The organism is Embleya sp. NPDC025285, assembly GCF_055558835.1.
The window spans coordinates 123,033-148,761 of record NZ_JBVHLU010000008.1 but is presented as its reverse complement, the minus strand read 5'-3'; the positions used below and the strand labels follow the sequence as shown (position 1 = coordinate 148,761).

Here is a 25,729-nt window from a genome sequence, read left to right as displayed (position 1 = left end):
TGGACTGCGGGTTTGCCGGGGGCTGCGCGGGCTGTCGGCCCGGTGCGTCAGACTGTGTCCCGGTGGTAGGCCCCGACGGCCCGGCACCGATGCCGAACCAACGAACGGCAGACAGACGACAGACAGACGGCCGGTAACGGCAGGAGGCGGTGAACCGGTGAAGTTCCGGGTCGAGCGTGACGTTCTCGCTGATGCGGTGGCGTGGACCGCGCGGAGTCTCCCGGCGCGGCCGGCGGTTCCCGTCCTCGCCGGATTGCTCCTGGAAGCGGCGGACCAGCGACTGACGCTGTCCAGCTTCGACTACGAGGTCTCCGCCCGAGGCGGCGTCGAGGCCGAGATCGACGAACCGGGCCGGGTGCTGGTGTCCGGGCGACTGCTCGCCGACATCTCCAAGAGCCTGCCGAACCGCCCCGTCGAGGTGTCCACCGACGGCTCCAAGGTGACCGTGGTCTGCGGCAGCGCCCGATTCACCCTGCCCACCCTGCCTGTGGAGGACTACCCGGCGCTGCCGGAGATGCCCACCGCCGCCGGGACGGTCGAGGGGGACGTGTTCGCCGCCGCCGTGGCCCAGGTGGCCATCGCGGCCGGCCGCGACGACACGCTGCCGATGCTGACCGGCGTCCGGGTCGAGATCGAGGGCGACCTGGTCACCCTCGCCGCCACCGACCGATACCGGCTCGCGGTCCGCCAGTTCCACTGGAAGCCCGAGGCCGACGGCCTCTCCTCGGCGGTCGCCCTGGTGCCCGCCAAGACCCTCAACGACACCGCCAAGTCGCTGACCCAGGGCGACAGCGTGCAGATCGCGCTCTCCGGGGACAAGATCGGCGAGGGCATGATCGGCTTCGAGGGAGCCGGTCGACGCACCACCACGCGGTTGCTCGAAGGCGAATTCCCCAAGTACCGGGCGCTGTTCCCGGAGCAGTCGGAGACCGTCGCGACGGTGGAGACCGCCCCGTTCGTGGACGCCGTCAAGCGCGTGTCCCTGGTCGCCGAGCGCAACACCCCCGTGCGGTTGTCGTTTTCCGACGGTCGGCTGGTGCTCGAAGCCGGCTCCGGCGACGAGGCGCAGGCCTCCGAGGCGATCGACGCGACGCTGGAGGGCGAGGAGATCTCGATCGCCTTCAACCCGACGTTCCTGCTCGAAGGGCTCAGCGCGATCGGCTCCCCGGTCGCCCAGATCTCCTTCACCACGTCCACCAAGCCGGCCGTGATGACCGGCAAGCCGGACGTCGAGGCCGAGGCCACCGACGAGTACCGCTACCTGATCATGCCGGTGCGCCTGTCCGGCTGACGCCGGGCCGCGGCCGAACCGGGCACGATCCACACCCGGGTTCGGCCGCGACCACCGTGCATGACCCCGCAGCAGCACGGGCAACCGCTACCCGCGTACCGTCGACGCGGTGAAAAGCCCCCACAAGGGGTGTGGAAGCGGCCTCGGTGGTGCCCCACCCGGCATCGCAGCAGCGAACGAAGGATTTCAGGATGCAGCTCGGACTCGTCGGCCTCGGCAAGATGGGTGGCAACATGCGCGAGCGTCTGCGGCGCGCGGGCCACACGGTCGTGGGCTACGACCGCAACCCGGACGTCGCGGATGTGCACAGCCTCAAGGAACTTGTGGACGCGCTCCCCGAGCCGCGCGTGGTGTGGGTGATGGTGCCGGCGGGCGCGGCCACCCAGGCCACGGTCGACGAGCTCGGCGAACTGCTGTCCCCCGGTGACGTGGTCGTCGACGGCGGCAACTCCCGCTGGACGGACGACATCAAGCACGCCGAGGCGCTGGCCGCGAAGAACATCGGCTTCGTCGACTGCGGTGTCTCCGGCGGCGTTTGGGGTCGCGACAACGGCTACGCGCTGATGTGCGGCGGCGACGCCGCGAACATCGCGAAGGTCCAGCCGATCTTCGACGCGCTCAAGCCCGAGGGTCCGGCGGGCTTCGTGCACGCGGGCAAGGTCGGCGCCGGGCACTTCGCGAAGATGGTGCACAACGGCATCGAGTACGCGCTGATGCAGGCCTATGCCGAGGGCTGGGAACTGCTGGAGGCGGCCGACGTGGTCACCGACGTGCGGGAGGTGTTCCGCAGTTGGCAGGAGGGCACGGTCATCCGCTCGTGGCTGCTCGACCTGGCCGTGCGCGCGATGGACGACGACGAGCACCTGGAGGGCCTGCGCGGCTACGCGGAGGACTCCGGCGAGGGTCGCTGGACCGTGGAGGCGGCGATCGACCACGCGGTCCCGCTGCCCGCGATCACCGCGTCGCTGTTCGCCCGGTTCGCCTCCCGTCAGGACGACTCGCCGCAGATGAAGATGGTCGCGGCGCTGCGCAACCAGTTCGGTGGCCACGCGGTCACCGCCGCGTCGACGCACAAGGGGGCCGACGCCCCGGGTGCCGACACCACGCCGCCGAAGGAGGCCGACGCGGGCTGATCGCCGGCCCGCCCGCCCATGCATGTAGCGCACCTTTCACTCGTCGACTACCGGTCGTACGCCCGGGTCGAGGTTCCCCTCGAACCGGGCGTGACCGCGTTCGTGGGGCCCAACGGCCAGGGCAAGACGAACCTCGTCGAGGCGATCGGATACCTGGCCACCCTCGGCAGCCACCGGGTCGCCTCCGACGCGCCCCTGGTCCGGCTCGGCGCCGAGCGGGCGTACGTACGGGCCAGCATCGTCCGCGAGGACGGCCGCAGCGCGCTGGCCGAGTTGGAGATCAATCCCGGCAAGGCCAACCGCGCCCGGATCAACCGCTCGGCCGCGACCAGGCCTCGCGACCTGCTCGGCCTGCTGCGCACCGTGCTGTTCGCGCCGGAGGACCTGGCGCTGGTCAAGGGCGACCCGGGCGAACGCCGCAGGTTCCTGGACGAGTTGCTGACCGCGCGCACCCCGCGCCTGCTCGGCGTGCGCCAGGACTACGACCGGGTGCTCAAGCAGCGCAACACGCTGCTGCGCACCGCGGCCCTGGCCCGGCGGGCGGGCGGCGGTCGCAGCGGCGCGTTGAGTACGCTGGACGTGTGGGACGAGCACCTGGCCGCGACCGGCGCCGAACTCACCTGTGCCCGGCTCGATCTGGTCGCCGCGCTGCAACCGCTGGTGGACAAGGCCTACGACGCGTTGTCCACAGGCGGTGGACCGATCGTCCTGGACTACCGCAGTTCGATGTCGGAGGATCCGCTGCCCACCGACCGGGCCGGCGTGCACGCGGTGCTCACGGCGGCGATCGCGGCGGGCCGGGCGGCGGAGGTGGAGCGCGGCCAGACGCTGATCGGCCCGCACCGCGACGATCTCGTCCTGCGCCTGGGCCCGCTGCCCGCCAAGGGCTACGCCAGCCACGGCGAGTCCTGGTCGTACGCGCTGGCGCTGCGGCTGGGCTCCTACGAACTGCTGCGCGCGGACGGCGGCGAGCCGGTTCTGGTGCTCGACGACGTGTTCGCCGAGCTCGACGTCACGCGGCGGGCGCGGCTCGCGGAGATGGTCGCGCACGGCGAGCAGGTGTTGGTCACGGCCGCCGTGGCCGAGGACGTGCCGGCCGCGCTCTCGGGCGCGCGCTACGACGTCGCCGCGGGCGAGGTTCGGAGGGTCGGGGATGAGTGACGAGGCCCACATCCCGCCCGCCGGCGGCCCCGGGCGGGCCGAGCAGCCGCCCGCCGAGCCGACTCGCGGGATCGACCTGGCCCGCGCGGCGCTGACTCAGGCCCGGGCCCAGGCGCGGACCCGCCACGACGTTCGACAGGACCAGGCACAGGCCCGACGTGGCTTGAAACGCAGTGGTTCCGGTCCCGACGATCGCGACCCCCAGCCGCTGCGGCAGATCATGGGACGCCTGGTCACCGAGCGCGGCTGGCAGACCCCGGCGGCGGTGCACGGTGTCCTGCAGCGCTGGCCGGAAATCGTCGGACCGGCGCTGGCGGCAAACTGCCGCCCGGAGCGCTTCGAGGACGGCGAACTGGTGGTTCGCGCCGAATCCGACAACTACGCGACCCACGTGCGGTGGCTCGCGCCGAAACTGCTGGCCCGGCTCAACCAGGAACTCGGCGACGGCACCGTCACGTTCATCCGGGTCCTGGGACCGGCGCAGGAACGCCGCCGGGGACAGTGGCGCGCGCAGCCCTAGTCGGTTTTCGGCCATGGGTGATCGGGCTCGCGCCCGCCCGTGGGCGGGCCGCGGCGCCCATGACCGCCGCCGACCGGGGCGATGTGTCCGGTGTCATACCGGTCTGACACGCTGTTACCGTCCGAGTCGGTCGCGCCGCGTGGACAGGCATGAGAGCGATTCGGGACCCCGGGGCAAGTAGGGGGACATGCGACAGGGCACATCAGGGCGCCACACGCGGACACAGGCCCCTTGGGAACCCATCTTTGTGTCGCCCCGACCGGTAGACTGAACCAGCAATACCGCTCATGCGGATCCTGTTTCGACTTCCGCGGCTCCGTGCCCGGGGGCGTGTCGGGCCGGCCGGCCGGTCGTCCGACGCTCCCTGCCGATCCTGCTCCCGGGCAGGGAGCCGTGCTGTGCCAGAAAGGGCGCTTCGTGGCCGATTCCGGCAACCCCAAGGAGAATGACGTGGCCGGCTCGCCGGAAACCTCTGCCGCGAGCAACTCGGCGTCGTACGGCGCGAGTGACATCCAGGTCCTGGAGGGCTTGGACGCGGTCCGGAAGCGCCCGGGCATGTACATCGGTTCCACCGGTGAGCGCGGCCTGCACCACCTGGTCTACGAGGTGGTGGACAACTCGGTCGACGAGGCCCTCGCGGGGCACGCGACGCACATCGAGGCGACCATCCTCGCCGACGGCGGCGTGCGGGTGGTCGACAACGGGCGTGGCATCCCCGTCGACATGCACCCGGTCGAGAAGAAGCCCGCGGTCGAGGTCGTGCTGACCATCCTGCACGCGGGCGGCAAGTTCGGCGGCGGCGGCTACTCGGTCTCCGGCGGTCTGCACGGCGTCGGTGTCTCCGTGGTCAACGCGCTGTCCTCGCGCCTGGCGGTGGACATCCGCCGCGACGGCTACCGCTGGACGCAGGACTACAAGCTGGGCACGCCCACCGCGCCGCTGGAGCGGCACGAGGCGACCGACGAGACGGGCACCCAGGTCACCTTCTGGGCCGACGGGGACATCTTCGAGACGACCGTCTACTCGTTCGAGACGTTGTCCCGGCGCTTCCAGGAGATGGCCTTCCTCAACAAGGGCCTGACCATCTCGCTCACCGACGAGCGCCCGGACCACGTGGACGAGAAGGGCGAGCAGCTCTCGGTCACGTACCACTACGAGGGCGGCATCGCCGACTTCGTGCGCTATCTCAACTCGCGCAAGGGCGAGCTGGTGCACCCGTCGGTGATCGACATCGAGGCCGAGGACAAGGGTCGGACCATCTCGGTGGAAGTCGCGATGCAGTGGAACTCGCAGTACACCGAGGGTGTGCACAGCTTCGCCAACACGATCCACACGCACGGCGGCGGCACCCACGAAGAGGGCTTCCGGTCCGCGCTGACCGCGTTGATCAACCGTTACGCGCGGGAGAAGAAGCTGCTCAAGGAGAAGGACGAGAACCTCGCCGGCGAGGACATCCGCGAGGGTCTGACCGCGATCATCTCGGTCAAGCTCGGCGACCCGCAGTTCGAGGGCCAGACCAAGGACAAGCTGGGCAACACCGAGGCCAAGACCTTCGTACAGCGGGTCGTGCACGAGCACCTCACCGACTGGCTCGACCGCAACCCCGCCGAGGCCGCGGACATCATCCGCAAGTCGATCCAGGCCGCGACCGCGCGCATGGCGGCTCGCAAGGCACGCGACCTGACCCGGCGCAAGGGTCTGCTGGAGACCGCGTCGCTGCCGGGCAAGCTCAGCGACTGCCAGAGCAACGACCCGTCCAAGTGCGAGATCTTCATCGTCGAGGGCGACTCGGCCGGTGGTTCGGCCAAGTCCGGCCGCGACCCGATGTACCAGGCGATCCTGCCGATCCGCGGCAAGATCCTGAACGTCGAGAAGGCCAGGATCGACAAGATCCTGCAGAACACCGAGGTCCAAGCGCTCATCTCGGCCTTCGGCACCGGTGTGCACGAGGACTTCGACATCGAGAAGCTGCGCTATCACAAGATCATTTTGATGGCGGACGCCGACGTCGACGGTCAGCACATCAACACCCTGCTGCTGACCTTCCTGTTCCGCTTCATGCGCCCGCTGGTCGAGGCCGGCCATGTGTACCTGTCGCGCCCGCCGCTCTACAAGATCAAGTGGAGCCGGGACGACTTCGAGTACGCCTACTCGGACCGCGAGCGCGACGCGCTGCTCGAACTGGGCCGACAGGCCGGCAAGCGCGCCAAGGACGACTCGATCCAGCGCTTCAAGGGTCTCGGCGAGATGAACGCCGAGGAGCTGCGGGTGACCACGATGGACATCGACCACCGAGTCCTGGGCCAGGTCACGCTCGACGACGCGGCGCAGGCCGACGAACTGTTCTCGGTGCTCATGGGCGAGGACGTCGAGGCCCGCCGGTCGTTCATCCAGCGCAACGCCAAGGACGTCAGGTTCCTGGACATCTGACCAGCCGGGGGGATCCGCCGCGGCGCGGATGTCCACACCCGAGTCGGCCCCACGCCACACCTCGAAAGGACTTTGACCAGCAATGGCCGAAGAGAACACCCCGGCGCCCGAAGGCGACCCGGCGGACGCGGTGAACAGTACCGGCGGTCTGCGGATCGAGCCCGTCGGGCTCGAGACCGAGATGCAGCGCAGCTATCTCGACTACGCGATGAGCGTGATCGTCTCGCGCGCCCTGCCCGACGTGCGCGACGGCCTCAAGCCGGTGCACCGCCGCGTGCTCTACGCGATGTACGACGGCGGATACCGGCCCGAGAAGGGCTTCTACAAGTGCGCCCGCGTCGTCGGCGACGTGATGGGTACGTACCACCCGCACGGCGACACCTCCATCTACGACGCGCTGGTCCGGTTGGCCCAGCCGTGGTCGATGCGGATGCCACTGGTGGACAGCAACGGCAACTTCGGCTCGCCGGGCAACGACCCGGCCGCGGCCATGCGGTACACCGAGTGCAAGCTCAAGTGGTTGTCCATGGAGATGCTCCGGGACATCGACGAGGACACCGTCGATCTCCAGGACAACTACGACGGCCGCAACCAGGAGCCGACGGTCCTGCCGGCGCGCTTCCCGAACCTGCTCGTCAACGGCTCCGCGGGCATCGCGGTCGGCATGGCGACCAATATCCCGCCGCACAACCTGCGCGAGGTCGCGTCGGGCGCGCAGTGGTTCCTGCAGAACCCGGACGTATCGGCTGAGGAACTCCAGGACGCGCTGATCGAGCGGATCAAGGGCCCGGACTTCCCCAGCGGCGCGCTGGTGGTCGGCCGACGCGGGATCGAGGACGCGTACCGCACCGGCCGCGGCTCGATCACGATGCGCGCGGTGGTCGAGGTCGAGGAGATCCAGAACCGGCAGTGCCTGGTGGTCACCGAACTGCCGTACCAGGTCAACCCGGACAATCTCGCGCAGAAGATCGCCGACCTGGTCAAGGACGGCAAGATCGGCGGCATCGCCGACGTCCGCGACGAGACCTCCTCGCGCACCGGCCAGCGCCTGGTGATCGTGCTCAAGCGCGACGCGGTGGCCAAGGTCGTGCTGAACAACCTCTACAAGCACACCCAGTTGCAGGACACGTTCGGCGCGAACATGCTCGCGCTGGTGGACGGCGTCCCGCGCACGCTCTCGATCGACCTCTTCATCCGCAACTGGGTGGAGCACCAGATCGAGGTGATCGTCCGGCGGACCCGCTTCCGGCTGCGCAAGGCCGAGGAGCGCGCGCACATCCTGCGTGGTCTGCTCAAGGCCCTGGACGCGATCGAGGAGGTCATCGCGCTGATCCGGGCCTCGAACACGGTCGACGAGGCGCGCACGGGCCTGATCGGGCTCCTGGAGATCGACGAGATCCAGGCCAACGCGATCCTGGAGATGCAGCTTCGCCGGCTGGCCGCCCTGGAGCACCAGAAGATCACCGCCGAGCACGACGAGCTGATGGCGAAGATCACCGACTATCAGGCGATCCTGGCCTCGCCGGACCGGCAACGGCAGATCATCAGCGAGGAACTCGCCGCGATCGTCGACAAGTTCGGTGACGACCGGCGCAGCGCGCTGGTGCCCTTCGACGGTGACATGTCCATCGAGGACCTGATCGCCGAAGAGGACATCGTCATCACCATCACGCGCGGCGGCTACGTCAAGCGCACCCGGACCGACCTGTACCGCTCGCAGAAGCGCGGCGGCAAGGGGGTGCGCGGCGCGCAGCTCAAGCAGGACGACATCGTCGACCACTTCTTCGTGACCACCACGCACCACTGGATCCTGTTCTTCACCAACAAGGGCCGGGTCTACCGGGCCAAGGCGTACGAGCTGCCGGACACCGGTCGGGACGCGCGTGGTCAGCACGTGGCCAACCTGCTGGCGTTCCAGCCGGACGAGAAGATCGCCCAGGTGCTCGACCTGCGCGACTACGAGGTCGCGCCGTACCTGGTGCTCGCCACCAAGGCCGGTCTGGTGAAGAAGACCGCGCTCAAGGAGTACGACACCAACCGCGCGGCGGGCGTGATCGCGATCAACCTGCGCTCGGACGAGGCCGGTGACGACGACGAGGTGATCGGCGCCGAACTGGTCTCCGCGGACGACGATCTGCTGCTGGTGAGCAAGAAGGCGCAGTCGATCCGGTTCACCGCCACGGACGAGACGCTGCGGCCGATGGGTCGGGCGACATCCGGGGTGAAGGGGATGAGCTTCCGCGAAGGTGACGAACTGCTGTCGATGAACGTGGTGCGCGAGGGTACTTTCGTGTTCACGGCCACCGATGGCGGCTTCGCGAAGCGAACCAGTGTGGACGAGTATCGCGTCCAGGGACGTGGGGGCCTGGGCATCAAGGCCGCCAAGATCGTCGAGGACCGAGGTTCACTCGTCGGGGCTCTCGTCGTGGACGACACGGATGAAATCCTCGCCATCACCCTCGGCGGTGGAGTGATCCGTACCCGCGCCGCGGGTGTCCGGCACACCGGACGTGACACGATGGGTGTGCAGCTGATCAACCTGGGTAAGGGCGACGCCGTTGTCGGCATCGCACGTAACGCCGAACCTGAGCCCGAGGCCGAGATCGACCCTGAGGTCGACGGGGCCGAAGCCGGTGCGGCCGATGGCACGCACGAGCCGACCTCCACCGTCGAAGGGGAGGTCGCGCCCGGCGGGCAGGAAGGGTGACGCGTGAGCACAGACCGGAAGTCGGCCGGCGGGAGAGGCGAGCGCGCCGACCGGGGTCGGGCCGGCGGGCGCGCTGACAGCACGAGCCGTAGCGAGGCGGCACCGCCCCCCACGGGGCCGGTGCCGCCGAAGCCGGTCGCACCACCTCCCGTGAAGGGGACCGGGCCCGCCAAGGACGCGGCGGCACGTCCGCCGCGTCCCTCGGCGCCCACCCCGTTCACGTCCCCCTTCCCTCCCGCGTCTGCGGCGAGCGAGGGTACGGAGCGGCCGCCGGCCGCGGTCAACGGCACACCCGCCGCCGCCCGCCCGACGGCCGGCGGCACGATCACCACGCCGCGCCCGACCCGGGGCACCCCGGCCGGCGGGACTCCGTCGGCCGGTCACCCAGCGGGGCGGTCCATGGCGCAGCAAGGGCGGGTCGGGCCGGAGGCGCAGCCTCGACCGAGCGCGCGCTCCCGGCGGGCCCGACTGCGGGCGGCGCGGGTGGACCCGTGGTCGGTGATGAAGGTCGGTTTCCTGCTGTCCCTGGCACTGGGCGTGGTGCTGATGGTCGCGGTGAGCGTGCTGTGGCTGGTCCTGGACGGCCTCGGCGTGTTCACCTCGGTGGGCGACACGGTCAAGGAGGCGACCCAGTCGGAGAACAACGCCGGCTTCGACCTCCAGCACTTCCTGTCCCTGAAGAACACGCTCTTCTTCAGCGGCATCGTGGCCATCGTCGACGTCATCCTGGTGACCGCGCTGGCCACTCTCGGAGCCTTCCTCTACAACCTCACCGCGTCCTTCACCGGAGGCATCGAGGTCACGCTGGCCGAGGAGGACTAAGGATTTTGGTGGCGGGCAAGCGGTGCGGTACTCTCTTCGAGCACGCACGCGGGCCTATAGCTCAGACGGTTAGAGCGCTTCCCTGATAAGGAAGAGGCCACAGGTTCAAGTCCTGTTAGGCCCACTCTCATAAGTGCAGATCAAGGGCCCTTCCCCGTGTCTCGGGGAAGGGCCCTTGATCGTCTTGGGGGAGATTTAGGGGAAACCCGGATCAGGCCGCCGGCCCCAAGCGCGGAAGCAGCCCGACGAGCGTTTTCCGTTCGTTCGCGTCGAGAGCCAAGAGCGAGCCGTCCCAGCGAGCCTCGAGGACGTCGGATACCCGCTGCTCCATTTCCGGCACATCATCGTTCGGCGAGCCACGGCGGAGACGATCGACCTGGGCGACAGCCGCGGCTGCCGGCGCGATGCGTCCAAACCTTCTCTACGTGTTCAAGGCGACCCCGCACGCGGGGCCGCGCGGTACCAAGCCGCCGGGGCACCTCCCGCCTCCGCCTTCGGTCCAGGGGGAGCCGCGCCGGCGGCCAAGAACCGCGAAACCACGATGGGGACCAGGAGCACGGCTTGGTGGTGAAGCCGACTTCCGCGAGACAGGTTCGCAGCTGCGCTGCGAGTCGCCTGGGGGGCGACCCGCGGCCCTCGTCCACGCCGGGGGCGCGCTCGTTGTATAGGACTCGAGTTGTCCTCGGCTCGGCTCTGGCGCCGCGGCTTCGTTGGACCCCATTTGATGCCCGGGTTGCGTGACCCGCGCGCCGAAACCCCGGTGTGCCGCCCCGAGCCCCGGCACACCGGGGCCTGGGGCCGTGGGTCGTCTTCCGTAGGGGCCCAAGTCGGGCGGGACGTCGGCCTTCAGGCTGTGGAGTTCGCGGGAATCGCCCTTGAGGTCATCAGAGAGGGCGACGGGCTCTGACTAGCTCTGGGAACTTTCGATTGCTTCGAAGATGTCGGAGTCGGTCTCCTGCTGCCAATCCGGCAGATCCGACCAGTCCGCGACGTAGCCCGGCTTCGGGTCCTCGAAGTGCTTGAACATCTGAGCCGTCCAGCAGGTCGCTACGAAGCGTCCCTTCTGTTCACGCGTCAGCTTGGTCGCGTGGCCGGCACTGACTTCCAGGAACTGACGGACCTGGTCGAAGACGGCGCCCGCAGCTTCCCGCTCCCACTCCGGGGTGTCGTCCCAAGGAGTTACGTATCCCGGCTTCGGTTCGCCCGGAAAGTACTTGTGAACGCTTGAGATCCACGTCTCGCGGAACAGTCGTGCCCCATGGTGCTCCGACATGCCTACCCCTCTCGTCACGCCATGTTCAGTGCGATGATCTCGGCTTGCAGGTCCGCAATGCGACCGTCATGAGCCGGTTGACCGAACTCACCCAGCAGCCCTTGGAGCCTACGGGCGACGTATCCGGACGATGACTCACGGGCGAGCTGAAGAGCTTCCCGACCGTAGGTCACCACCTGGTCCGGGTCCCGTCGCTTCGCACCGATCGCTGCAAGATCCGTCAGTACGGCTGCGCGTCGCCGAAAGGATTGCCCAGGTGCGAGCGCGCCTTGAGCCAAGGCGCCGACCAGGACGTTCTCTGCTCGGTCAAGGTGCCCGAGTTGTACGTAGCGGGCACCGCGTTCCTCTGCGAGCCGGGAGCCATCGAACCGAAGCCAACCGCCGTTGTGGCTGGGGCCATCGAGTTCGACCACTTGTTCCGCGTTGTCGAGCGCACGTTCACAAGCTGTCATTTCGCCGAGACCGGCGTACGCCTCAGCCTGGACGCAGGCAACCCAATGCCGTGTCGAGAGCGAACTATCCCCGCGGCGTGCTACTTGCTCAGCGCCCGACAACGTTCGGGCCGCTTGCCTATAGCGGTGCTGGTACAGCTCGACGTAGGCATGTCGCACCAGCGCACACGCCCACAGGTCGAAGGACCCCGCTTCCCTGCTGGCGACCGCAGCCAGGGTGTAGGAGGCCGCGGCATCGGCGTAGCGGTCTCCATCGAAGGCGAGTTCACCGGCCAGTTGGAATAGATCACCCGCAGCCCCACACAGTCCCTGGAGTTCGGCGGTCGACCCACCGTCCATCGAACTGTTCAGCGTGGAGAGCTGATCCCGCACGATCGGGCGCACCGATCCCTTGGTTCGGGCGCGCAGGTACACCTGCCACAGATGATCGTTCATCTGTAACAAGTCAGTAGTGCGGCCCCGCTGGGCCACCTCTGTGAGTGCTTCCGCGTTCTGAACAGGCATGCCTAGTAGGGCACTTGTCACGGCTATCGCCCGCAGGAAGTCGCGTCGAATCATGTCGTCAATGCTCTCCAGGCCGGGGCGGTCGCCTGCCGGCGACCCGGTGTGTCTCTCGGAACCAGCCTGTAAGGGGATGACCAGAGCATCGAGGCCGGCGAGATCCACTTGCAGCAATTTGGCTGCTTTGGGCCGAAGTTGAGGTTGGGGTGTGGTTTCCCCCCGCTCCCAGCGCCCCACCGTTGTGCGGTCGACACCGAGTGCATATGCGAATGATTCCTGACTGTAGCCCAGGAGTTTGCGGCGATCTGAAAGGCCCACGCGGGCCTCCTTCCCCTGTCTCACCGTGAACTACCAGGTGGAACGGCCCGTGCATCGGATGTGCATCAAGAGTGCCGCTTCGATGCGGTGGAGAAGCCCAACTCCAGACGGTTCGCTGAAGCCATGACGGTTGTTCACAATGCGGGACCGATGGCGCTGCCCGTTGGACACGAGATGTCGCTCCGCGTCTACCGACTGACGCCCGACGGAAACCGAAGCGACGTACGTGCTCCTGAGACCTTCACGAGCTACGCCATGCCCTGGGGTGGCACGCCCGAGCCTCCATGTCGATGCCCTCTTGCGAGCTGCCCTCTGCCGCGCGGAATCCGAGCGGCGCCGGAGTGGGCCTGCGGGTGAGCAACCTCCTGGCTGCGTCGGCCCAATGACGCGGCTCCGTTGAACGGAGCCGCTCGACTCCTGCGGGATGTCGGGCGGATCCAGCGCCACACCAATTCAAGTCTGGCGAAGGGTGGAACGAGCATGACAAGCACGCTGTCACCGAAGGCTGCGACAGGGGTACTCGTCCCTGCCGCGGTTCGAGCAAGGCTTACAGCACGCATCCGAGCGGACCGTCCCGAGATCGACGCCGATCTCGCCGACCGGATTGTCACCGGGACCGCCGAGTTCCTATCGGTCAGCGCGGCCGACCCCAAGGTACGCATGGTTCCGGCGGCCCTCATCGACGTCGGTTGGCACGCGTGGGTGCTCCACACGGTCGACTACGCCGAGTACTGCGACCGGATCGGCCGGTTCGTTCATCACGTGCCGGACATCGGGCCGCGCACTATGGCGCAGGGTCGGGCCGAAGTCGTTCGCACGGCCGAGGTGATCACGGCGGCCGGCTTCGAGGTCGATGCCGAACTGTGGGCGGTCGCCGCGGCCGACTGCTCCCAGTGCCACGCGGGATGCCACGACAGCCCGTGATCACACGTAGGTGAGGAGCGCCCCCGATCGGCATCGTCACGAGCGGGGGCGCCCCTTCAACCCATCCGCCCTGAAGCGAGAGAGCATCGATCATGCCCCGTCGCCATGCCTGGACCGAACTACCCGAGTCGGTCCGGGAGAAGATCCAGCAGCACACCGGCCCCGTGCTTTCGATGCACGCCCCCGAGTTCGGCAAGTCGTCGGAGTTCTCGGCGACGCTCGAGACGCGGGACGGCCGGGTGTTCTGCAAGGGGGTTCGTGCGGACCGGCCGTACGCGTGGACCCACCGCAACGAAGCCGCCGTCGCGCCGTTCCTGCCCGTGTCGCTCGCCCCTGCGCTGCTGTGGAGTGTGGTGCAGGACGGGTGGCACATGCTCGGGTTCGAGTACGTGCCCGGACGGTATCCGTCGCTGTCGCCGACGTCCTGCGACCTGGACGTGATCGGCTACCTGGTCGTCACGATGGCCGAGACGTTGACGCCGTGTCCCTCCGCCGCACTGCACTCGATCGCCGACCGATGGGGCGCCGCCCCCGGGTGGGCTGCCGTCTATACGAAGTCACCCGATGACCTTGATCCCTGGGCACGCGCACACATAGGGGTGCTCGTGACGCTCGAACGTGGCGCCTCATTGGACGGCGACACCCTCGTTCACTCCGACCTGCACCCGGCGAACATGCTCACCAAGGATGATCGGGTGCGCGTGATCGATTGGGCATGGTCGGCGCGAGGTGCCGCGTGGATCGATGCCGCGTACGTGGTTGTCCGCCTCATGCACGAAGGCCATACGCCCGAAGCGGCCGAAGCGTGGGCGATGCACGTGCCGGCTTTCGCGAAGGCGCCCGACCGGGTGATCGACGCGTTCGCCGTGAAGTTGTCCGGGATGTGGGAGTTCATCACCCGATCCGCCCGGGCACGGCCGCACTCACGAGCACTTGCCGACACCGCCCGGGAATGGGCCCGATACCGGCTCGACTGACACCACGACCCGCGAACCGAAGCGCCCGGAGACCGTCGCCCAACGGTCCCGGGATGAGCCGATCCGTGATCCCTGAAGAGAAGCCGACAAGCCAGGACAGAGACTATTGCCCGCTTACGCGCATGGGTGCTCGGACGTCACGCCCCGATGTGGGCCGCCGGTACGCACCGCAGCGGCTGATCGAACCGCCCCCGCCCTGCCGGACCGGGCAGGCCCAGGCACGCGGGGCGGCGGCCCCGGCGTCGTGGAGTTCGGCGGGGGATCGAGGACACGCCTAGGCGCGTTCGAGGAGGGTGCGGAGTCGTAGTCCTACCGCGGCGACGACGTCCTGGGGATACCAGGGGCTGCCTCTGTCGCGGAAGCGGAACCAGGCGTCGTGCGGGCCGGGCACGTCCAGGACCTTGAGTCGTCTGTGGGTGTACACGACTTCGCCGAAGGGTTTCGCCGCCCAGCGTGTTCGGACCGCGTCGCAGGCGAGTTTCACCATTTCGTCGGTGACCTTCCACGCCTCGGGCGGGCCTTGCGGGCGCAGGAGCAGCACGACATCGGCGCCGTCGAGTCGGGGCGCGAGTTGCTCGGCCCAGGCTGCGGATTCGCCGGCTCGCGGCATGGCGCCGGCGTCGATGGTGACGTCGTCGCACCGCAACCCGAGGAGGCGGACGTACTCCACGAGCCACATCCGTATCCGGTCACTCGGGAAGGACGGCCGTGTGCCGAGCGAGACCAGCGCGACCAAGGGGCGGTCTCCGGGCGAGGACGAATCGGCTTCGCCCTGCCTGCCACCACGCCACGGCCATCGTCTCCTGAGCATGAGCGAGGATGTTACAGCCGATGGCCCGTGGCGCCCCGTGGGATGAGGCCGTCGTTCCCGGTCGGGTGGGGGTGTGGGTCGGGCCGCCCTCGGTGGGTCAGTTGCGCAGGGCGGCCGGCTTGGTGTTGCCGACCTTGGCTTCGGTGACGGTGAGTTCGCCCCAGTAGATCATTCGGTTTCGCGAGGTGAACTCCGGATCGCACGTGGTCAGGGTGATCAGCCGGCGGCCGGCCGGTCCGCCCAGGTCCGGGGGTCGTGCGGTGAGCACCGAGCCGTTGGAGGGCTTGGTGATGAACGGGCCCTTGACGATCGTGTACGTGAACCACTGGGTCTTGGTCTCCACGACCACCTTGTCGCCCGCCCTGAGCTTGTTCAGGTGGCGGAACGGCTCGCCGTGGCCGTTGCGGTGCCCGGCGAGGCCGAAGTTGCCCGCGCCGCCCGGGCCGACGTAGGGCGGGTAGGTGTAGTGGCCGACGCCCTTCGAGAGCGATGCCAGGCTGGAGCCCTCGATGATCGGCTGGAACCAGTTCGAGCCGAGCCTGGGGATCCACAGGACGGCCATCGTGTCGCCGCGGATGCTGCCGCGCGAACCGGGCACCTGCTGGCCGTCCTTGCCGCCGTCCGTGCTCACGTCGGTGGGGCCGGTGAGGATGTCGGTCGGCGGCTGCGCCTGGGGCGCCTCCTCCTGTGCCTCCGGCGCGCTGGGGGTGCCCGCCTTGGCCCAGTCCTTGCGGAGCTGCTCCACTTCACTGCGGGCCTCGGCGCGGGCCTCGAAGTTGGTCCAGTAGAGCTGGTGTACACACAGCAGCAGCCCGACCAGGCCGAGTGTCAGGAGCAGTTCCGCCCCGACGCGAATCGTTTTGCGCACAACGCCCATGGGTCGACAGCTTGGCATAGACAAGCAGTTAGGTCAGGACCCGGAGGCCGGAATGTGACGTGTTCTCACTTGGCCGGGAGCAGCGCGTCCGGCTTGCCCTGCGATCGGGGCCGCTCCTCCTCCAGGTGTCCCCAGACGATCAGGCGGTATGTGGACGCCCCGTCGGGAGTGCACGTGGTCAGCGTGATGTAGCGGCCGGCCTTCTTGTACGGGCCCTTGTCCGGGATCGGGTCGATCACCTCGATGTGCTGCGGCGAGGTCTCCGGCAGGTCGGCGTCGACGGTGTACGTGAAGTACGTCGTCGCGGTCTCCACGACGATCTTGTCGCCGGGCTTGAGCTTGTTGATGTAGCGGAACGGCTCGCCGTGCCCGTTGCGGTGCGCGGCCACCGCGAAGTTGCCCTGGGCGTCCCAGGGCATCGCGGTCTGCGGGTCCGTGTAGTGGCCCACCAGGCCGTTGTTGAGCACCTTGGCCCGATCGGTGCCCTCGGCCACCGCCTGCTTCTCCATCCCGATCCGCGGGATGTACATCAGCGCGAACCCCTTGTTCGGCGCGACGTATTGGCCGGGGTTGCGCGGGTCGACCACCTGACCGGGCGTGTTGTTCCAGCTCTGCTGTATGTCCTGCGCCTCCTCCCGGGCCTTCTCGGCCGCCACGATGTTCGTCCACCAGGTCAGGTAGACCACGTACAGCACCAGCAGTACGCCCACCGTCATGGCGAGTTCGCCGACGAGTCGGGCACCGGCGGTCAGCACGCGTGAGCCCACCGACGGCTTGGCCGCCCGGCGCCGCGCGGCCCGACCGGCCCCCTCGGCGACCGCCGGGCCGGCGGGCGGGCGGTCGGCGGCTCCTCGGCCGCCCTTCTTCCGCTGTGCCTTGCGCCGGGCCGCCCGGCCACCGGAGACGGTCGCGCCGCCGGCCGCGGCGCTCGGCACGGCCGCGGCGCTCGGTACGGGAGGCAGGACGGACGTGGCACCCAGGGACGGGTCGTACGCGGGGTCGAGTGCGGGAACCGGCGTCGGGCCCGCGATCGCCGTTCCCGCCTCCTCCCGAAACCACACGGCGGGGTCGGCCGCGGCGGCCGACGAATGCTCGACACCCGCCGGTCCGAGGGCCCGTGGCCCCGGCGCCGGGGGCCCCAACGCTCCCGGCCCCGGCGTCCCGGGCCCCACCGCCCTGTGCCTCGGCGCACCGGGCCCCGATACCCGGGGCCCCGATACCCCGGGCGGCGCCGGAGCCCCGTGGAACGCGTCCGCGGGCGGCCCCGTCGGCGGCCGGACCGGGCCACCCATCGGCGGCCGAAGCGGATTTCCGGTCGGCGGCCGCAGCGGGCTTCCGGTCGGCGGTGGAAGCGGGTTTCCCGCCGCCGCCTCGGCCTGTCGGGCCTGCGCGGCCCGCCGCCGGGCGGCGCGGCCACCCGGAATCGGCTCGGAAACGGCGGGAAGGGCCGTTGTGGGCGGTGCGGCGAAGCCGGGCTCCACCAGGTCGCCCGCATACGTTCCGGGCGCGTACGGCGCGATCTCGGCCGATCCGTACCCGCCGTCGGGTATCGGGGGCTCGGTCAGGCCGGGAGCGGCGTGCGCCCGACGACGGGAGCCAGTCCCGCCGAGCGGGTCGGCGCCGTCGGGTCCCCGCATGTCACCAGCCAGTTCGCCAGCATCCGGTGGCCGTACTCCGTCAGCACCGACTCCGGGTGGAACTGCACGCCTTCGACCGGTCGGTCGCGGTGCCGCAGGCCCATGATCACGCCGGTCTCGGTCCATGCGGTCACCTCCAGTTCGGCCGGAATCGTGTCCGGGTCCACCGCGAGCGAGTGATAGCGCGTCGCGGTGAACGGCGACGGCAGGCCGGCGAAGACGCCCGACCCCTCATGCAGCACGGGGCTGGTCTTGCCGTGCAGGAGCTCGGGTGCCCGGCCAACGGTAGCGCCGTGCGCCGCCGCGATGGACTGCATCCCCAGGCACACCCCGAAGACCGGCACCCGGCCGCCCTCGCGACGAACCATCTCCATGCAGATCCCGGCGCCCTCGGGCGTCCCGGGACCGGGCGAGAGCAGGACGCCGTCGAACTCCTCGGCCTCTTCCACGGTCACCGCGTCGTTGCGGCGCACCTCGCAGGTCGCGCCGAGTTGGTAGAGGTACTGCACGAGGTTGAAGACGAAGCTGTCGTAGTTGTCCACGACGAGAATGCGCGCGCTCATCCGGGCAGCCCTCCCGGCAGGGTCGTGGGGGAGGTCGCACCGGTCGCACCGGCCGGGCGCGGCGCGCCGGGACCGGTGGTGTTCGTGACGCTGTCCTGATCCACCGTCACATCGCTGAACGGCAGCAGGGGTTCCGCCCACGGGAAGACCCACGTGAACAGCGCGTACACGATCGCCAACACCAGGAGCAGGGAGATCAACAGCTTCACCCACGCGTTCCCCGGCAGAGTGCGCCAGATCCAGCCGTACATCAGGCCCAGGCCCTCTCTCGCTCGCCGCCCGCGCGGCTCGACTCGCTCATCCCTGCAACGCCGCCGGCTTGCCGGCCGCCAACGGAGTGCGCGACTCCAGGTGGCCCCAGACGATCAACCGGTGCGTGCTGCCGAACTCAGGTTCGCAGGTGGTCAGGGTGATGTACTTCCCGGCCGTCGTATAGGCCTTCTCCGGCACCGGGTCGAGCACGTGCACGTCCTCGGGGATGGTCTTCAGGACCGCCTTGTCACCGGAGAGGCTGACCGGCTTGTCGATCGAGTAGACGAACCACTCGGTGATGCCCTCGATCACGATCTTGTCGCCCACCTGCAGCTTGGGTACGTTCAGGAACGGGTCGCCGTAGGTCTTGCGGTGCCCGGCGATCGCGAAGTTGCCGTCCTCGCCCGCCTGCGCGCTGCCCTTGTACCAACCCAGGCCCTTCTGCAGCTCCTTCGGCGTGACCCCGGGCCGGATCGTCTTGTACCAGTCGCTCCCGAACCGCGGCACGTACATGGTGCCGAACGGCTCGCCGTCCTCGTACGGGGCCGGCGGGGGCGTCTGCGCGACCGGCACGTTCTTGGGCGCCGCCGCCACGGTCCGCTTGCGCGCCTCGTCGAGCTTGTGCATCTCGTCGGCGCGCGCCCGATCGGCCAGTACTCCGGTCCAGTAGAGCTGATAGACGACGAACAGCAGGATGACGACGCCCAGTGTGATGAAGACCTCCCCGAGGCCTCGCATCGCGGTCCGCAACACTGTCGTCAGACTCCCCTCGGTTCACCGCTGTCGATCACGTCCCGGAGACTTTCGCATACTCCAGGCCAAGCGGGCCCGTGTACCCCGGTGCGTCCAGGCGCTTCCTGTCCTCGACCTTCCAACCGAGTCCGAACGCCTCGACGTAGTCGGTGTAGTTGGACACGCTCTTGCTCTCGTCCAGGGCGCGCCGCAGGGCACCGGTGTCGCCCACCGCCGAGATCACGTACGGCGGCGAGTACACCCGACCGTGCAGGATCAACGTGTTGCCGACACACCGCACGGCGGACGTGGCCACGATGCGCTGGTCCATGATCTGGATCGCCCGCGCGCCGCCGCTCCACAGCGCGTTCACCACGCCCTGGATGTCCTGCTGGTGCACCACCAGGTCGTCCGCGGTGGGCTCGCGCACCCCGGGCACCCGCGACTTCGCGTCCGGCGGGGCGTCGGTCAGGGTCACGGTCAGACCCTCGCCGGACACCGGGGTGACTCCGGCCGGGTCCGCGACCGCGTCGATCCGGCCGCGTGCCTGGGGGTCGTTGGCCTGCTCCTGGACCAGGGAGTCGACGTCCCGCTGCAGCTTGGACAGGTCGTGCTGGGCACTCTCGTTGCGCCGGCCCTGGTCCCGGATCACGTCGGAGAGCCGAAGCATCTGCGCGTCGCTGCGCAGATTGGTGCCGTGTGAGGTGTCGGCGCTGATCCAGAACAGCAGACCGGCCAGGGCGAAAACCACAAGAGCGGACAACCGGGGTACAATCGCACGCCAGGACATCCCGGACGGCCGCATGGCGGAGATACGCACGTCGCCGTACCCTCCTTCCGGACCTGACAGCGACTACGCTAACCGACACATCACCGGATCGTGTCGCGTGTGCTGCGCACCCACTCGTCCGGCTACATCGACAGGAGAGACTCTCGTGCCGAAGTCCCGGATCCGTAAGAAGGACGACTTCACCCCGCCGCCGCCCAAGAAGACGACCATAAAGCTGGACTCGCGCCGCTGGGTGGCGCCGTTCATGCTGGCTCTCTTCGCGATCGGCCTGCTGTGGATCGTGGTCTTCTACGTGACCGACATGCGCTTCCCGGTCGAGTCCCTGAAGAACTGGAACATCGTCGTCGGCTTCGGCTTCATCGCCGCCGGCTTCGGCGTCTCCACGCAGTGGAAGTAGCGCGTCGGCGCAGTTCAGCGGGTTTTCCAAGGAGGACTCCACAGAGTTATCCACAGTGGGGATAACCGAGCAGATCCTGTGGATAACCCCTTACGGTCCAACGAGTGACCGGGATGCGAGTAACGGCTTGCATCCCGGATTCATCACCGTGGGTCATTAAGCAGATTCATCGGGTGACATCGATCAGGTGATCTGTGCGGTCCTGATCAGCACTATCGCCACGATGATCGCGGTCACCGCGAGCACGGTCCCCACCTGGATCAGCGTGCGATTGCGCTGCGGTGCGTAGACCATCCCGATCGCGGTGAGAGTGCCCGCGACCAGCCCGCCCATGTGCGCGCGCCAGTCGATCGCGCTCATGTTCAGAAACGTGATCATCAGGTTGAGCGCCAGCAGGATGAGCAGCGGGCGCAGGTCGTACCGGAGCCGGCGACCGAGCACGATCATCGCGCCGAACAGCCCGAACAGCGCCCCGGACGCGCCCAACGAGGCCTGATGGGGGTCCGCGATCAGGTACGACAGCGCGGTGCCGCCGAACGCGGAGACCAGGTACAGGGCGATGAACCGGATCCGGCCCAGCGCGGCCTCCAGCGGCGGTCCCAGCATCCACAGGCCGATCATGTTCAGCGCGATGTGCCAGATCTGCTGGTGCAGGAACGCGGCGGTGAGCAGCCGGTACCACTGACCCTCGGCGACGCCCTGCCACTCGCCGCCCATGAAGTAGCGGCCGAAGAGGATCATCCGGTCGACGAACTTGTCGCCGACCACCAGGACCAGCAGGAAGACCGCGAGGTTGAGCCCGATCAGGGTCTTGGTCACGATCGCGTTCGCGGGCGCGATCCGGCCGCCGGCCACGGTGCGTGCCTCGCGTACCTGCCGGGTGCCCTGCCGTACGCAGTCCGGGCACTGGAAACCGACCGACGCGCTGACCATGCAATCGCCGCAGACGGGGCGCTCGCAGCGCGTGCAGCGGATGTTCGACTCGCGGTCGGGATGCCGGTAGCACACGGGCGGTCCGGCCGGACCCGCCGCGCCCGGTTGTTGCTGGTCGGGGCTCATGCTCACCTTCAGGCACGCGACGCGGGCCGGGACCCGAAGGCCCCGGCCCGTGTGCTCGGGGTTCAGGACTTGACGGTCTCGACCTCGACGGTGTTGATCACGACGTCGGAGGCCGGACGGTCACGCATGTCGGTCTCGGTGCCGGCGATCGCGTCGACGACCTTGCGGCTCTCCGGGTCGGCGACCTCGCCGAAGATGGTGTGCTTGTGGTTCAGGTGCGGCGTGGCACCCACGGTGATGAAGAACTGGGAGCCGTTGGTGCCCGGTCCCGCGTTGGCCATCGCCAGCAGGTACGGCTTGGAGAACTGCAGATCCGGGTGGAACTCGTCGGCGAAGCGGTAGCCTGGGCCGCCGGTACCGGTGCCCAGCGGGTCACCGCCCTGGATCATGAAGCCGGAGATGACCCGGTGGAACACGGTGCCGTCGTACAGGCGCTCGGTGGTCTTCTGCCCCTTGCCCGGGTGGACCCACTCGCGCTGCCCCTGCGACAGCTCGACGAAGTTCGCGACCGTCTCCGGCGCGTGGTTCGGGTACAACCGGATGCGGATGTCCCCGTGGTTGGTCTTGATGGTGGCGAAAAGATCCTCGGCCACTGATGCGCCTTCCCTACGGTTGCACGGACGGTCTTCCTGAATCCTCGAAATCCTCGCATGCTGCGGGCGGCTCCTGCCACGAGGCCGCCGCCGGCACGGTTCCACCGTACGGATCCCGGGCGGATACGCGGCGCATGATCCCGGGATCGTCGGGAACAGATAGCGGATGAACCCGGCGAGTAGGAGGATGTCGTGACCCGCATGGATCCGGTACGTGAGGCGACCGGCAGGACCAGGGAGCGGCTCGCCCCACACGCCGCCAACGCGAAGGACGCGGCGGCCCACTACGCGGGCGCGGCTCGTGATCGAGCGGTGGAGACCACCCGCGAACGAGTGGTCCCCGCCTTGGTGCAGGCCAAGGAGAACGCCGCCCCGCGGGTGGAGCACGCGGTGGAGATGGCCCGCCACCGGGTCCGCCACGACGTGGTGCCGCGTGTGCACCTGGTGGTCGACCAGGCCAGGGAGGCGGCCGAGCCCGTCCGTGACGAGGCCCTCTCGCGGGCCGGTGCGGCGCTGTCGGTGATCAAGGGCGAGGTGACCGCGGCGGAGATCGAGAAGGTCACCCGAAAGAAGCGGCGCCGCGGCCGAGGCCGTCGGTTCCTGCTGATCACCGCGGTCGCGGGCGGCGGCTACGTGGTCTTCACGTGGTGGCGGCGGCGCAACGCGCAGCCCGAGTGGCTGACCGACGAACCGGATGTGGCGCCGCAGGGCTCGGCGACCACGCCGACGACCGTCGAGACGCTCGACAACGAGGTCAAGCCCGCCGAGGACGAGTTCCGCTCGACCGCGCCGAAGACCGACTGACCGCGACCCGCGTCGACTCACAACAGTCGACTCACGGCATACGACGAAGGGCCCGCCGCACCGGATGGTGCGGCGGGCCCTTCGTCGTGCGCACCTCGGGTGCGCGGTCTGTGGAGCCTAGGGGAGTCGAACCCCTGACATCTGCCTTGCAAAGGCAGCGCTCTACCAGCTGAGCTAAGGCCCCTCGGTGCCGAACCAGATTACCGGTAATCCGGGTCGGGGTGGACAACACCTCATCCGGGGAAAGGGACGTTTCACGTGAAACGCGCCCTTCCCCCGGATGGGTTCAAGCTTTTGCGGGGTCTCCCGCAAGATCTGTTCAGCGGGTGGCAGTGCCCGCCGGAACCGCGTCCGTCGCCTCGGTCCACAGATCCTGCTCGGCCCGATCCGCCTGGATCTGGCGGTAGACCAACAGGCCACCTACAGCAGCCAAAGCCACCAGGATCAGCTTCTTCATCAGCGTGGCCTCTCCGTCCTGCGAGTGACGTTCGTGCACCTGTCCGTACGCCGGAGCGCCGCGGCCGGGTTGGGCTCGACAATAACAGGTGCACGGAGGCACCGACCAATACCGAAAGCCCCGGTCAGGCGCCGGTCGGTGACCCGCCGGGCCGGCGGGACGGGAGAAGCAGAGGGCCCCGGAGGCGGTTGCCTCCGGGGCCCTCTGCCCTGCCGTGTGCGGATGTCCTCGGTCAGTTGGGCCAGTTGCCGTGGCCGCCGCGGAGGTCGCCGCCCATGATCGGGTTGCCGCCGCCACCACGGGAATCGCCCGTGGACGGTGGCGGAGTGGTGGCACCGCCGGTGCTGCCGCCGGGGCTGCCCGAGGAGGGCGGCGGCGACGAGGTGGCCGGCTGCGGGCCCTTGGAGACGGTGAGGTTGATCGTGTTGCCCTCGGTGACCTTGCCGCCCGGGTTCTGGCTCTGCTTGATCACCGTGCCCACCGGCTTGTCCGCGCTGTACTGCTCGGACTTGGTCACCTTGAGCTGCAGGTTCTCCAACTGTGCCTTGGCGTCGTCATAGGACGAGCCGACCACGTTCGGCATGTCGTGCTGCGGCTTGCCGCTGAAGACGTTGAGGGTGACCTTGTCGCCCTCGTTCAGCTCGGTGCCGGAGTCGGGGCTGGTCGAACACACGGTGTCGCGGGTGCAGTTGGTCAGCGTCTGACTGCGCTGCACCTCGGCGACCAGGTTCGCGGCCTTGAGCTTGGCCGTGGCCTCTTCGTCGGACAGCCCCTTGAGACCGGTGGGGACGGTGGTCTTCTTCGGACCGCCGAAGGCCCAGACCTGGATCGTGTCGCCCTTCTTGGCACTCGCCCCGGCCTCGGGGATCTGCTTGCAGATGTTCCCCTTCACGGAGCCGGCGACCTGCGGGCACTGGGTCGGATCGTCGTTCATCTTGAGCTTGAAGCCGGCGTTCTCGACCGCCCTGCTCGCCTCGTCCACGGTCTTGCCGACCAGGACCGGCGCGCTCGCGGACTTGTCCTCGTCGCCGCCCATCAGCGTCTTGCCGACGAAGAACGCGGCGACCAGGACGGCGATGCAGGCCAGGGCGAGCAGGATCCACGCACCGCCCCGGGACTTCCCGGGCTCGTCCCGGCGCCGATCGTTGTCGTCGAGCTCGTACTGTCCGGTGTTCGGCCCCTGACCGTGTGCCGGGATGACCTGGGTCGCCCCGCCCGCCGTCGGCGGCAGGTACTGCGTCGCCGGGTCGGCTCCCATCGGCGCGGCCATCACGCTCGGCGCGCCCACCGGCAGCCCGTGCAGGGCTCGCTCGATGTCGGCGCGCATCTCATCGGCGCTCTGGTACCGGTTGTCCGGGTTCTTGGCCAACGACTTGAGCACGATCGAGTCGATCGTCGGCGAGACCTCCGGATCGAAGGTGCTCGGCGGCAGCGGATCCTCGCGCACGTGCTGATAGGCCACCGCGACCGGCGAGTCGCCGATGAACGGCGGACGCTCGGTGAGCAGTTCGTAGAGCAGACAACCGGTGGAGTACAGGTCGGTGCGGGCGTCCACGGTCTCGCCGCGCGCCTGCTCCGGGGAGAGGTATTGGGCGGTGCCGATCACGGCCGCGGTCTGCGTCATCGTCATGCCGTTGTCGGCCATGGACCGCGCGATGCCGAAGTCCATCACCTTGACCGTGCCCTGCCGCGTCAGCATGACGTTGGCGGGCTTGATGTCGCGGTGGATGATCCCGTTGCGGTGGCTGTACTCCAACGCCTGGAGCACACCGGCGGTCATCTCCAGCGCGCGCTCCGGCAACAACCGGCGGCCGGAGTGCAACAGCTCGCGCAGCGTCGAGCCGTCCACGTACTCCATCACGATGTACGGGATCGAGATCCCGTCGATGTAGTCCTCACCGGTGTCGTAGACCGCGACGATCGCCGGGTGGTTCAGCGAGGCGGCGGATTGTGCCTCGCGTCGGAACCGGGCCTGGAACGTAGGGTCACGGGCGAGATCGGCGCGCAGTGTCTTGACGGCCACACTGCGTCCCAGACGAATGTCACGGCCCATGTACACCTCGGCCATGCCACCACGGCCGAGGACCGCGCCGATCTCGTACCGGTCGCCGAGGCGACGCGGCTCTTCCATAACTTCCAGCCCTTCCCTTACCGGTCCACGGCCTTCGGTCTTCGGCCGGCCGAGACCGGGTCGGTTGCCCGACCGGTCCGGCGCGTTCTCCGACACGGTACCGGTGCGACGCCCCGC

At 69.0% G+C, this 25,729-nt stretch carries 24 protein-coding genes and 2 tRNA genes; 12 read left to right on the top strand and 14 right to left on the bottom strand.

Annotation, left to right across the window (positions count from 1 at the left end):
* Positions 1-157 precede the first annotated feature (157 nt).
* From dnaN to ACZ4FV_RS07710, 8 genes are all read left to right on the top strand, one after another.
* On the top strand, positions 158-1,291 hold the full coding sequence (dnaN, locus tag ACZ4FV_RS07745; RefSeq protein ID WP_395867748.1) for a DNA polymerase III subunit beta: 1,134 nt from the start codon (positions 158-160) through the stop codon (positions 1,289-1,291).
* 191 nt (positions 1,292-1,482) lie between these two features.
* Positions 1,483-2,424 (top strand): phosphogluconate dehydrogenase (NAD(+)-dependent, decarboxylating), encoded by a 942-nt coding sequence (gene gnd, locus ACZ4FV_RS07740; protein ID WP_395867746.1) that lies wholly within the window; start codon positions 1,483-1,485, stop codon positions 2,422-2,424.
* A gap of 18 nt (positions 2,425-2,442) precedes the next feature.
* Positions 2,443-3,585 (top strand): DNA replication/repair protein RecF, encoded by a 1,143-nt coding sequence (recF, locus tag ACZ4FV_RS07735; protein ID WP_395867744.1) that lies wholly within the window; start codon positions 2,443-2,445, stop codon positions 3,583-3,585.
* Positions 3,578-4,105: a DciA family protein gene (locus ACZ4FV_RS07730; RefSeq protein ID WP_395867742.1), complete on the top strand. Its 528-nt coding sequence runs from the start codon at positions 3,578-3,580 to the stop codon at positions 4,103-4,105. The genes recF and ACZ4FV_RS07730 overlap by 8 nt, the downstream gene beginning before the upstream one ends.
* A gap of 393 nt (positions 4,106-4,498) precedes the next feature.
* Positions 4,499-6,535: a DNA topoisomerase (ATP-hydrolyzing) subunit B gene (gyrB, locus tag ACZ4FV_RS07725; protein WP_395867740.1), complete on the top strand. Its 2,037-nt coding sequence runs from the start codon at positions 4,499-4,501 to the stop codon at positions 6,533-6,535.
* Between the two features lie 82 nt (positions 6,536-6,617).
* Entirely contained in the window at positions 6,618-9,242 is a 2,625-nt protein-coding gene (gene gyrA, locus ACZ4FV_RS07720; RefSeq protein ID WP_391587269.1) for a DNA gyrase subunit A, read from the top strand.
* Positions 9,243-9,641: 399 nt separating this feature from the next.
* The gene (locus ACZ4FV_RS07715; protein ID WP_395867738.1) at positions 9,642-10,064 is read left to right on the top strand and encodes a DUF3566 domain-containing protein; all 423 of its coding nucleotides are present in this window, start codon (positions 9,642-9,644) and stop codon (positions 10,062-10,064) included.
* Positions 10,065-10,114: 50 nt separating this feature from the next.
* A tRNA-Ile gene (locus tag ACZ4FV_RS07710) sits at positions 10,115-10,188 on the top strand.
* Between the two features lie 783 nt (positions 10,189-10,971).
* On the opposite strand, the gene ACZ4FV_RS07705 is transcribed toward ACZ4FV_RS07710, so the two are convergent.
* Both ACZ4FV_RS07705 and ACZ4FV_RS07700 read right to left on the bottom strand, forming a co-directional pair.
* Positions 10,972-11,337 (bottom strand): hypothetical protein, encoded by a 366-nt coding sequence (locus ACZ4FV_RS07705; RefSeq protein ID WP_465322140.1) that lies wholly within the window; start codon positions 11,335-11,337, stop codon positions 10,972-10,974.
* A 14-nt stretch (positions 11,338-11,351) separates the two neighbouring features.
* Positions 11,352-12,608 (bottom strand): helix-turn-helix transcriptional regulator, encoded by a 1,257-nt coding sequence (locus ACZ4FV_RS07700; RefSeq protein WP_465322138.1) that lies wholly within the window; start codon positions 12,606-12,608, stop codon positions 11,352-11,354.
* Between the two features lie 480 nt (positions 12,609-13,088).
* On the opposite strand from ACZ4FV_RS07700, the gene ACZ4FV_RS07695 reads away from it, so the two are divergent.
* Together ACZ4FV_RS07695 and ACZ4FV_RS07690 are read left to right on the top strand one after the other, a co-directional pair.
* Entirely contained in the window at positions 13,089-13,532 is a 444-nt protein-coding gene (locus ACZ4FV_RS07695; RefSeq protein ID WP_465322136.1) for a glycine-rich domain-containing protein, read from the top strand.
* Positions 13,533-13,624: 92 nt separating this feature from the next.
* Entirely contained in the window at positions 13,625-14,509 is an 885-nt protein-coding gene (locus ACZ4FV_RS07690) for a phosphotransferase family protein (RefSeq protein WP_402234785.1), read from the top strand.
* Between the two features lie 274 nt (positions 14,510-14,783).
* On the opposite strand, the gene ACZ4FV_RS07685 is transcribed toward ACZ4FV_RS07690, so the two are convergent.
* The 7 genes from ACZ4FV_RS07685 to ACZ4FV_RS07655 form a co-directional block, all read right to left on the bottom strand.
* The gene (locus tag ACZ4FV_RS07685; RefSeq protein ID WP_402234784.1) at positions 14,784-15,320 is read right to left on the bottom strand and encodes a hypothetical protein; all 537 of its coding nucleotides are present in this window, start codon (positions 15,318-15,320) and stop codon (positions 14,784-14,786) included.
* A gap of 97 nt (positions 15,321-15,417) precedes the next feature.
* Positions 15,418-16,197, bottom strand: a complete 780-nt coding sequence (locus tag ACZ4FV_RS07680) for a class E sortase (protein WP_465322134.1) — start codon at positions 16,195-16,197, stop codon at positions 15,418-15,420.
* A 65-nt stretch (positions 16,198-16,262) separates the two neighbouring features.
* Positions 16,263-17,258, bottom strand: coding sequence for a class E sortase (locus tag ACZ4FV_RS07675; RefSeq protein WP_402234778.1), 996 nt, complete (start codon positions 17,256-17,258; stop codon positions 16,263-16,265).
* 500 nt (positions 17,259-17,758) lie between these two features.
* Positions 17,759-18,397, bottom strand: a complete 639-nt coding sequence (locus ACZ4FV_RS07670; RefSeq protein ID WP_395867720.1) for an aminodeoxychorismate/anthranilate synthase component II — start codon at positions 18,395-18,397, stop codon at positions 17,759-17,761.
* Positions 18,394-18,606, bottom strand: coding sequence for a hypothetical protein (locus ACZ4FV_RS07665; protein WP_395867985.1), 213 nt, complete (start codon positions 18,604-18,606; stop codon positions 18,394-18,396). Before ACZ4FV_RS07665 ends, ACZ4FV_RS07670 begins: the two co-directional genes overlap by 4 nt.
* Positions 18,607-18,694: 88 nt before the next feature.
* Entirely contained in the window at positions 18,695-19,387 is a 693-nt protein-coding gene (locus ACZ4FV_RS07660; RefSeq protein WP_395867718.1) for a class E sortase, read from the bottom strand.
* 49 nt (positions 19,388-19,436) lie between these two features.
* A complete protein-coding gene (locus ACZ4FV_RS07655) occupies positions 19,437-20,186 on the bottom strand; it encodes a DUF881 domain-containing protein (RefSeq protein ID WP_465322154.1) in 750 nt (249 codons plus the stop codon).
* Between the two features lie 130 nt (positions 20,187-20,316).
* Here ACZ4FV_RS07655 and crgA point away from each other — a divergent pair, with 130 nt between their 5' ends.
* On the top strand, positions 20,317-20,568 hold the full coding sequence (gene crgA, locus ACZ4FV_RS07650; protein WP_020557121.1) for a cell division protein CrgA: 252 nt from the start codon (positions 20,317-20,319) through the stop codon (positions 20,566-20,568).
* A gap of 183 nt (positions 20,569-20,751) precedes the next feature.
* Here the strand turns inward: crgA and ACZ4FV_RS07645 are convergent, their stop codons facing one another.
* Together ACZ4FV_RS07645 and ACZ4FV_RS07640 are read right to left on the bottom strand one after the other, a co-directional pair.
* Entirely contained in the window at positions 20,752-21,627 is an 876-nt protein-coding gene (locus ACZ4FV_RS07645; protein WP_395867716.1) for a rhomboid family intramembrane serine protease, read from the bottom strand.
* A gap of 62 nt (positions 21,628-21,689) precedes the next feature.
* The gene (locus ACZ4FV_RS07640) at positions 21,690-22,220 is read right to left on the bottom strand and encodes a peptidylprolyl isomerase (RefSeq protein ID WP_465322132.1); all 531 of its coding nucleotides are present in this window, start codon (positions 22,218-22,220) and stop codon (positions 21,690-21,692) included.
* 201 nt (positions 22,221-22,421) lie between these two features.
* Here ACZ4FV_RS07640 and ACZ4FV_RS07635 point away from each other — a divergent pair, with 201 nt between their 5' ends.
* On the top strand, positions 22,422-23,024 hold the full coding sequence (locus ACZ4FV_RS07635) for a DUF5324 family protein (protein ID WP_395867960.1): 603 nt from the start codon (positions 22,422-22,424) through the stop codon (positions 23,022-23,024).
* 111 nt (positions 23,025-23,135) lie between these two features.
* Here ACZ4FV_RS07635 and ACZ4FV_RS07630 read toward each other — a convergent pair.
* The 3 genes from ACZ4FV_RS07630 to pknB form a co-directional block, all read right to left on the bottom strand.
* A tRNA-Ala gene (locus tag ACZ4FV_RS07630) sits at positions 23,136-23,208 on the bottom strand.
* A 135-nt stretch (positions 23,209-23,343) separates the two neighbouring features.
* Positions 23,344-23,481, bottom strand: coding sequence for a DLW-39 family protein (locus ACZ4FV_RS07625; protein ID WP_020557117.1), 138 nt, complete (start codon positions 23,479-23,481; stop codon positions 23,344-23,346).
* Between the two features lie 232 nt (positions 23,482-23,713).
* On the bottom strand, positions 23,714-25,612 hold the full coding sequence (pknB, locus tag ACZ4FV_RS07620) for a Stk1 family PASTA domain-containing Ser/Thr kinase (RefSeq protein ID WP_395867712.1): 1,899 nt from the start codon (positions 25,610-25,612) through the stop codon (positions 23,714-23,716).
* Between the last annotated feature and the right edge of the window lie 117 nt (positions 25,613-25,729).

Coding starts and splice junctions, on each gene's coding strand:
- gnd (WP_395867746.1), top strand. CDS start 1,483: ATGCAGCTCGGACTCGTCGGCCTCGGCAAGATGGGTGGCAACATGCGC.
- recF (WP_395867744.1), top strand. CDS start 2,443: ATGCATGTAGCGCACCTTTCACTCGTCGACTACCGGTCGTACGCCCGG.
- ACZ4FV_RS07730 (WP_395867742.1), top strand. CDS start 3,578: ATGAGTGACGAGGCCCACATCCCGCCCGCCGGCGGCCCCGGGCGGGCC.
- gyrA (WP_391587269.1), top strand. CDS start 6,618: ATGGCCGAAGAGAACACCCCGGCGCCCGAAGGCGACCCGGCGGACGCG.
- ACZ4FV_RS07715 (WP_395867738.1), top strand. CDS start 9,642: ATGGCGCAGCAAGGGCGGGTCGGGCCGGAGGCGCAGCCTCGACCGAGC.
- ACZ4FV_RS07705 (WP_465322140.1), bottom strand. CDS start 11,337: ATGTCGGAGCACCATGGGGCACGACTGTTCCGCGAGACGTGGATCTCA.
- ACZ4FV_RS07695 (WP_465322136.1), top strand. CDS start 13,089: ATGACAAGCACGCTGTCACCGAAGGCTGCGACAGGGGTACTCGTCCCT.
- ACZ4FV_RS07690 (WP_402234785.1), top strand. CDS start 13,625: ATGCCCCGTCGCCATGCCTGGACCGAACTACCCGAGTCGGTCCGGGAG.
- ACZ4FV_RS07685 (WP_402234784.1), bottom strand. CDS start 15,320: ATGCTCAGGAGACGATGGCCGTGGCGTGGTGGCAGGCAGGGCGAAGCC.
- ACZ4FV_RS07680 (WP_465322134.1), bottom strand. CDS start 16,197: ATGGGCGTTGTGCGCAAAACGATTCGCGTCGGGGCGGAACTGCTCCTG.
- ACZ4FV_RS07670 (WP_395867720.1), bottom strand. CDS start 18,397: ATGAGCGCGCGCATTCTCGTCGTGGACAACTACGACAGCTTCGTCTTC.
- ACZ4FV_RS07660 (WP_395867718.1), bottom strand. CDS start 19,387: ATGCGAGGCCTCGGGGAGGTCTTCATCACACTGGGCGTCGTCATCCTG.
- ACZ4FV_RS07655 (WP_465322154.1), bottom strand. CDS start 20,186: ATGCGGCCGTCCGGGATGTCCTGGCGTGCGATTGTACCCCGGTTGTCC.
- ACZ4FV_RS07645 (WP_395867716.1), bottom strand. CDS start 21,627: ATGAGCCCCGACCAGCAACAACCGGGCGCGGCGGGTCCGGCCGGACCG.
- ACZ4FV_RS07635 (WP_395867960.1), top strand. CDS start 22,422: ATGGATCCGGTACGTGAGGCGACCGGCAGGACCAGGGAGCGGCTCGCC.
- ACZ4FV_RS07625 (WP_020557117.1), bottom strand. CDS start 23,481: ATGAAGAAGCTGATCCTGGTGGCTTTGGCTGCTGTAGGTGGCCTGTTG.
- pknB (WP_395867712.1), bottom strand. CDS start 25,612: ATGGAAGAGCCGCGTCGCCTCGGCGACCGGTACGAGATCGGCGCGGTC.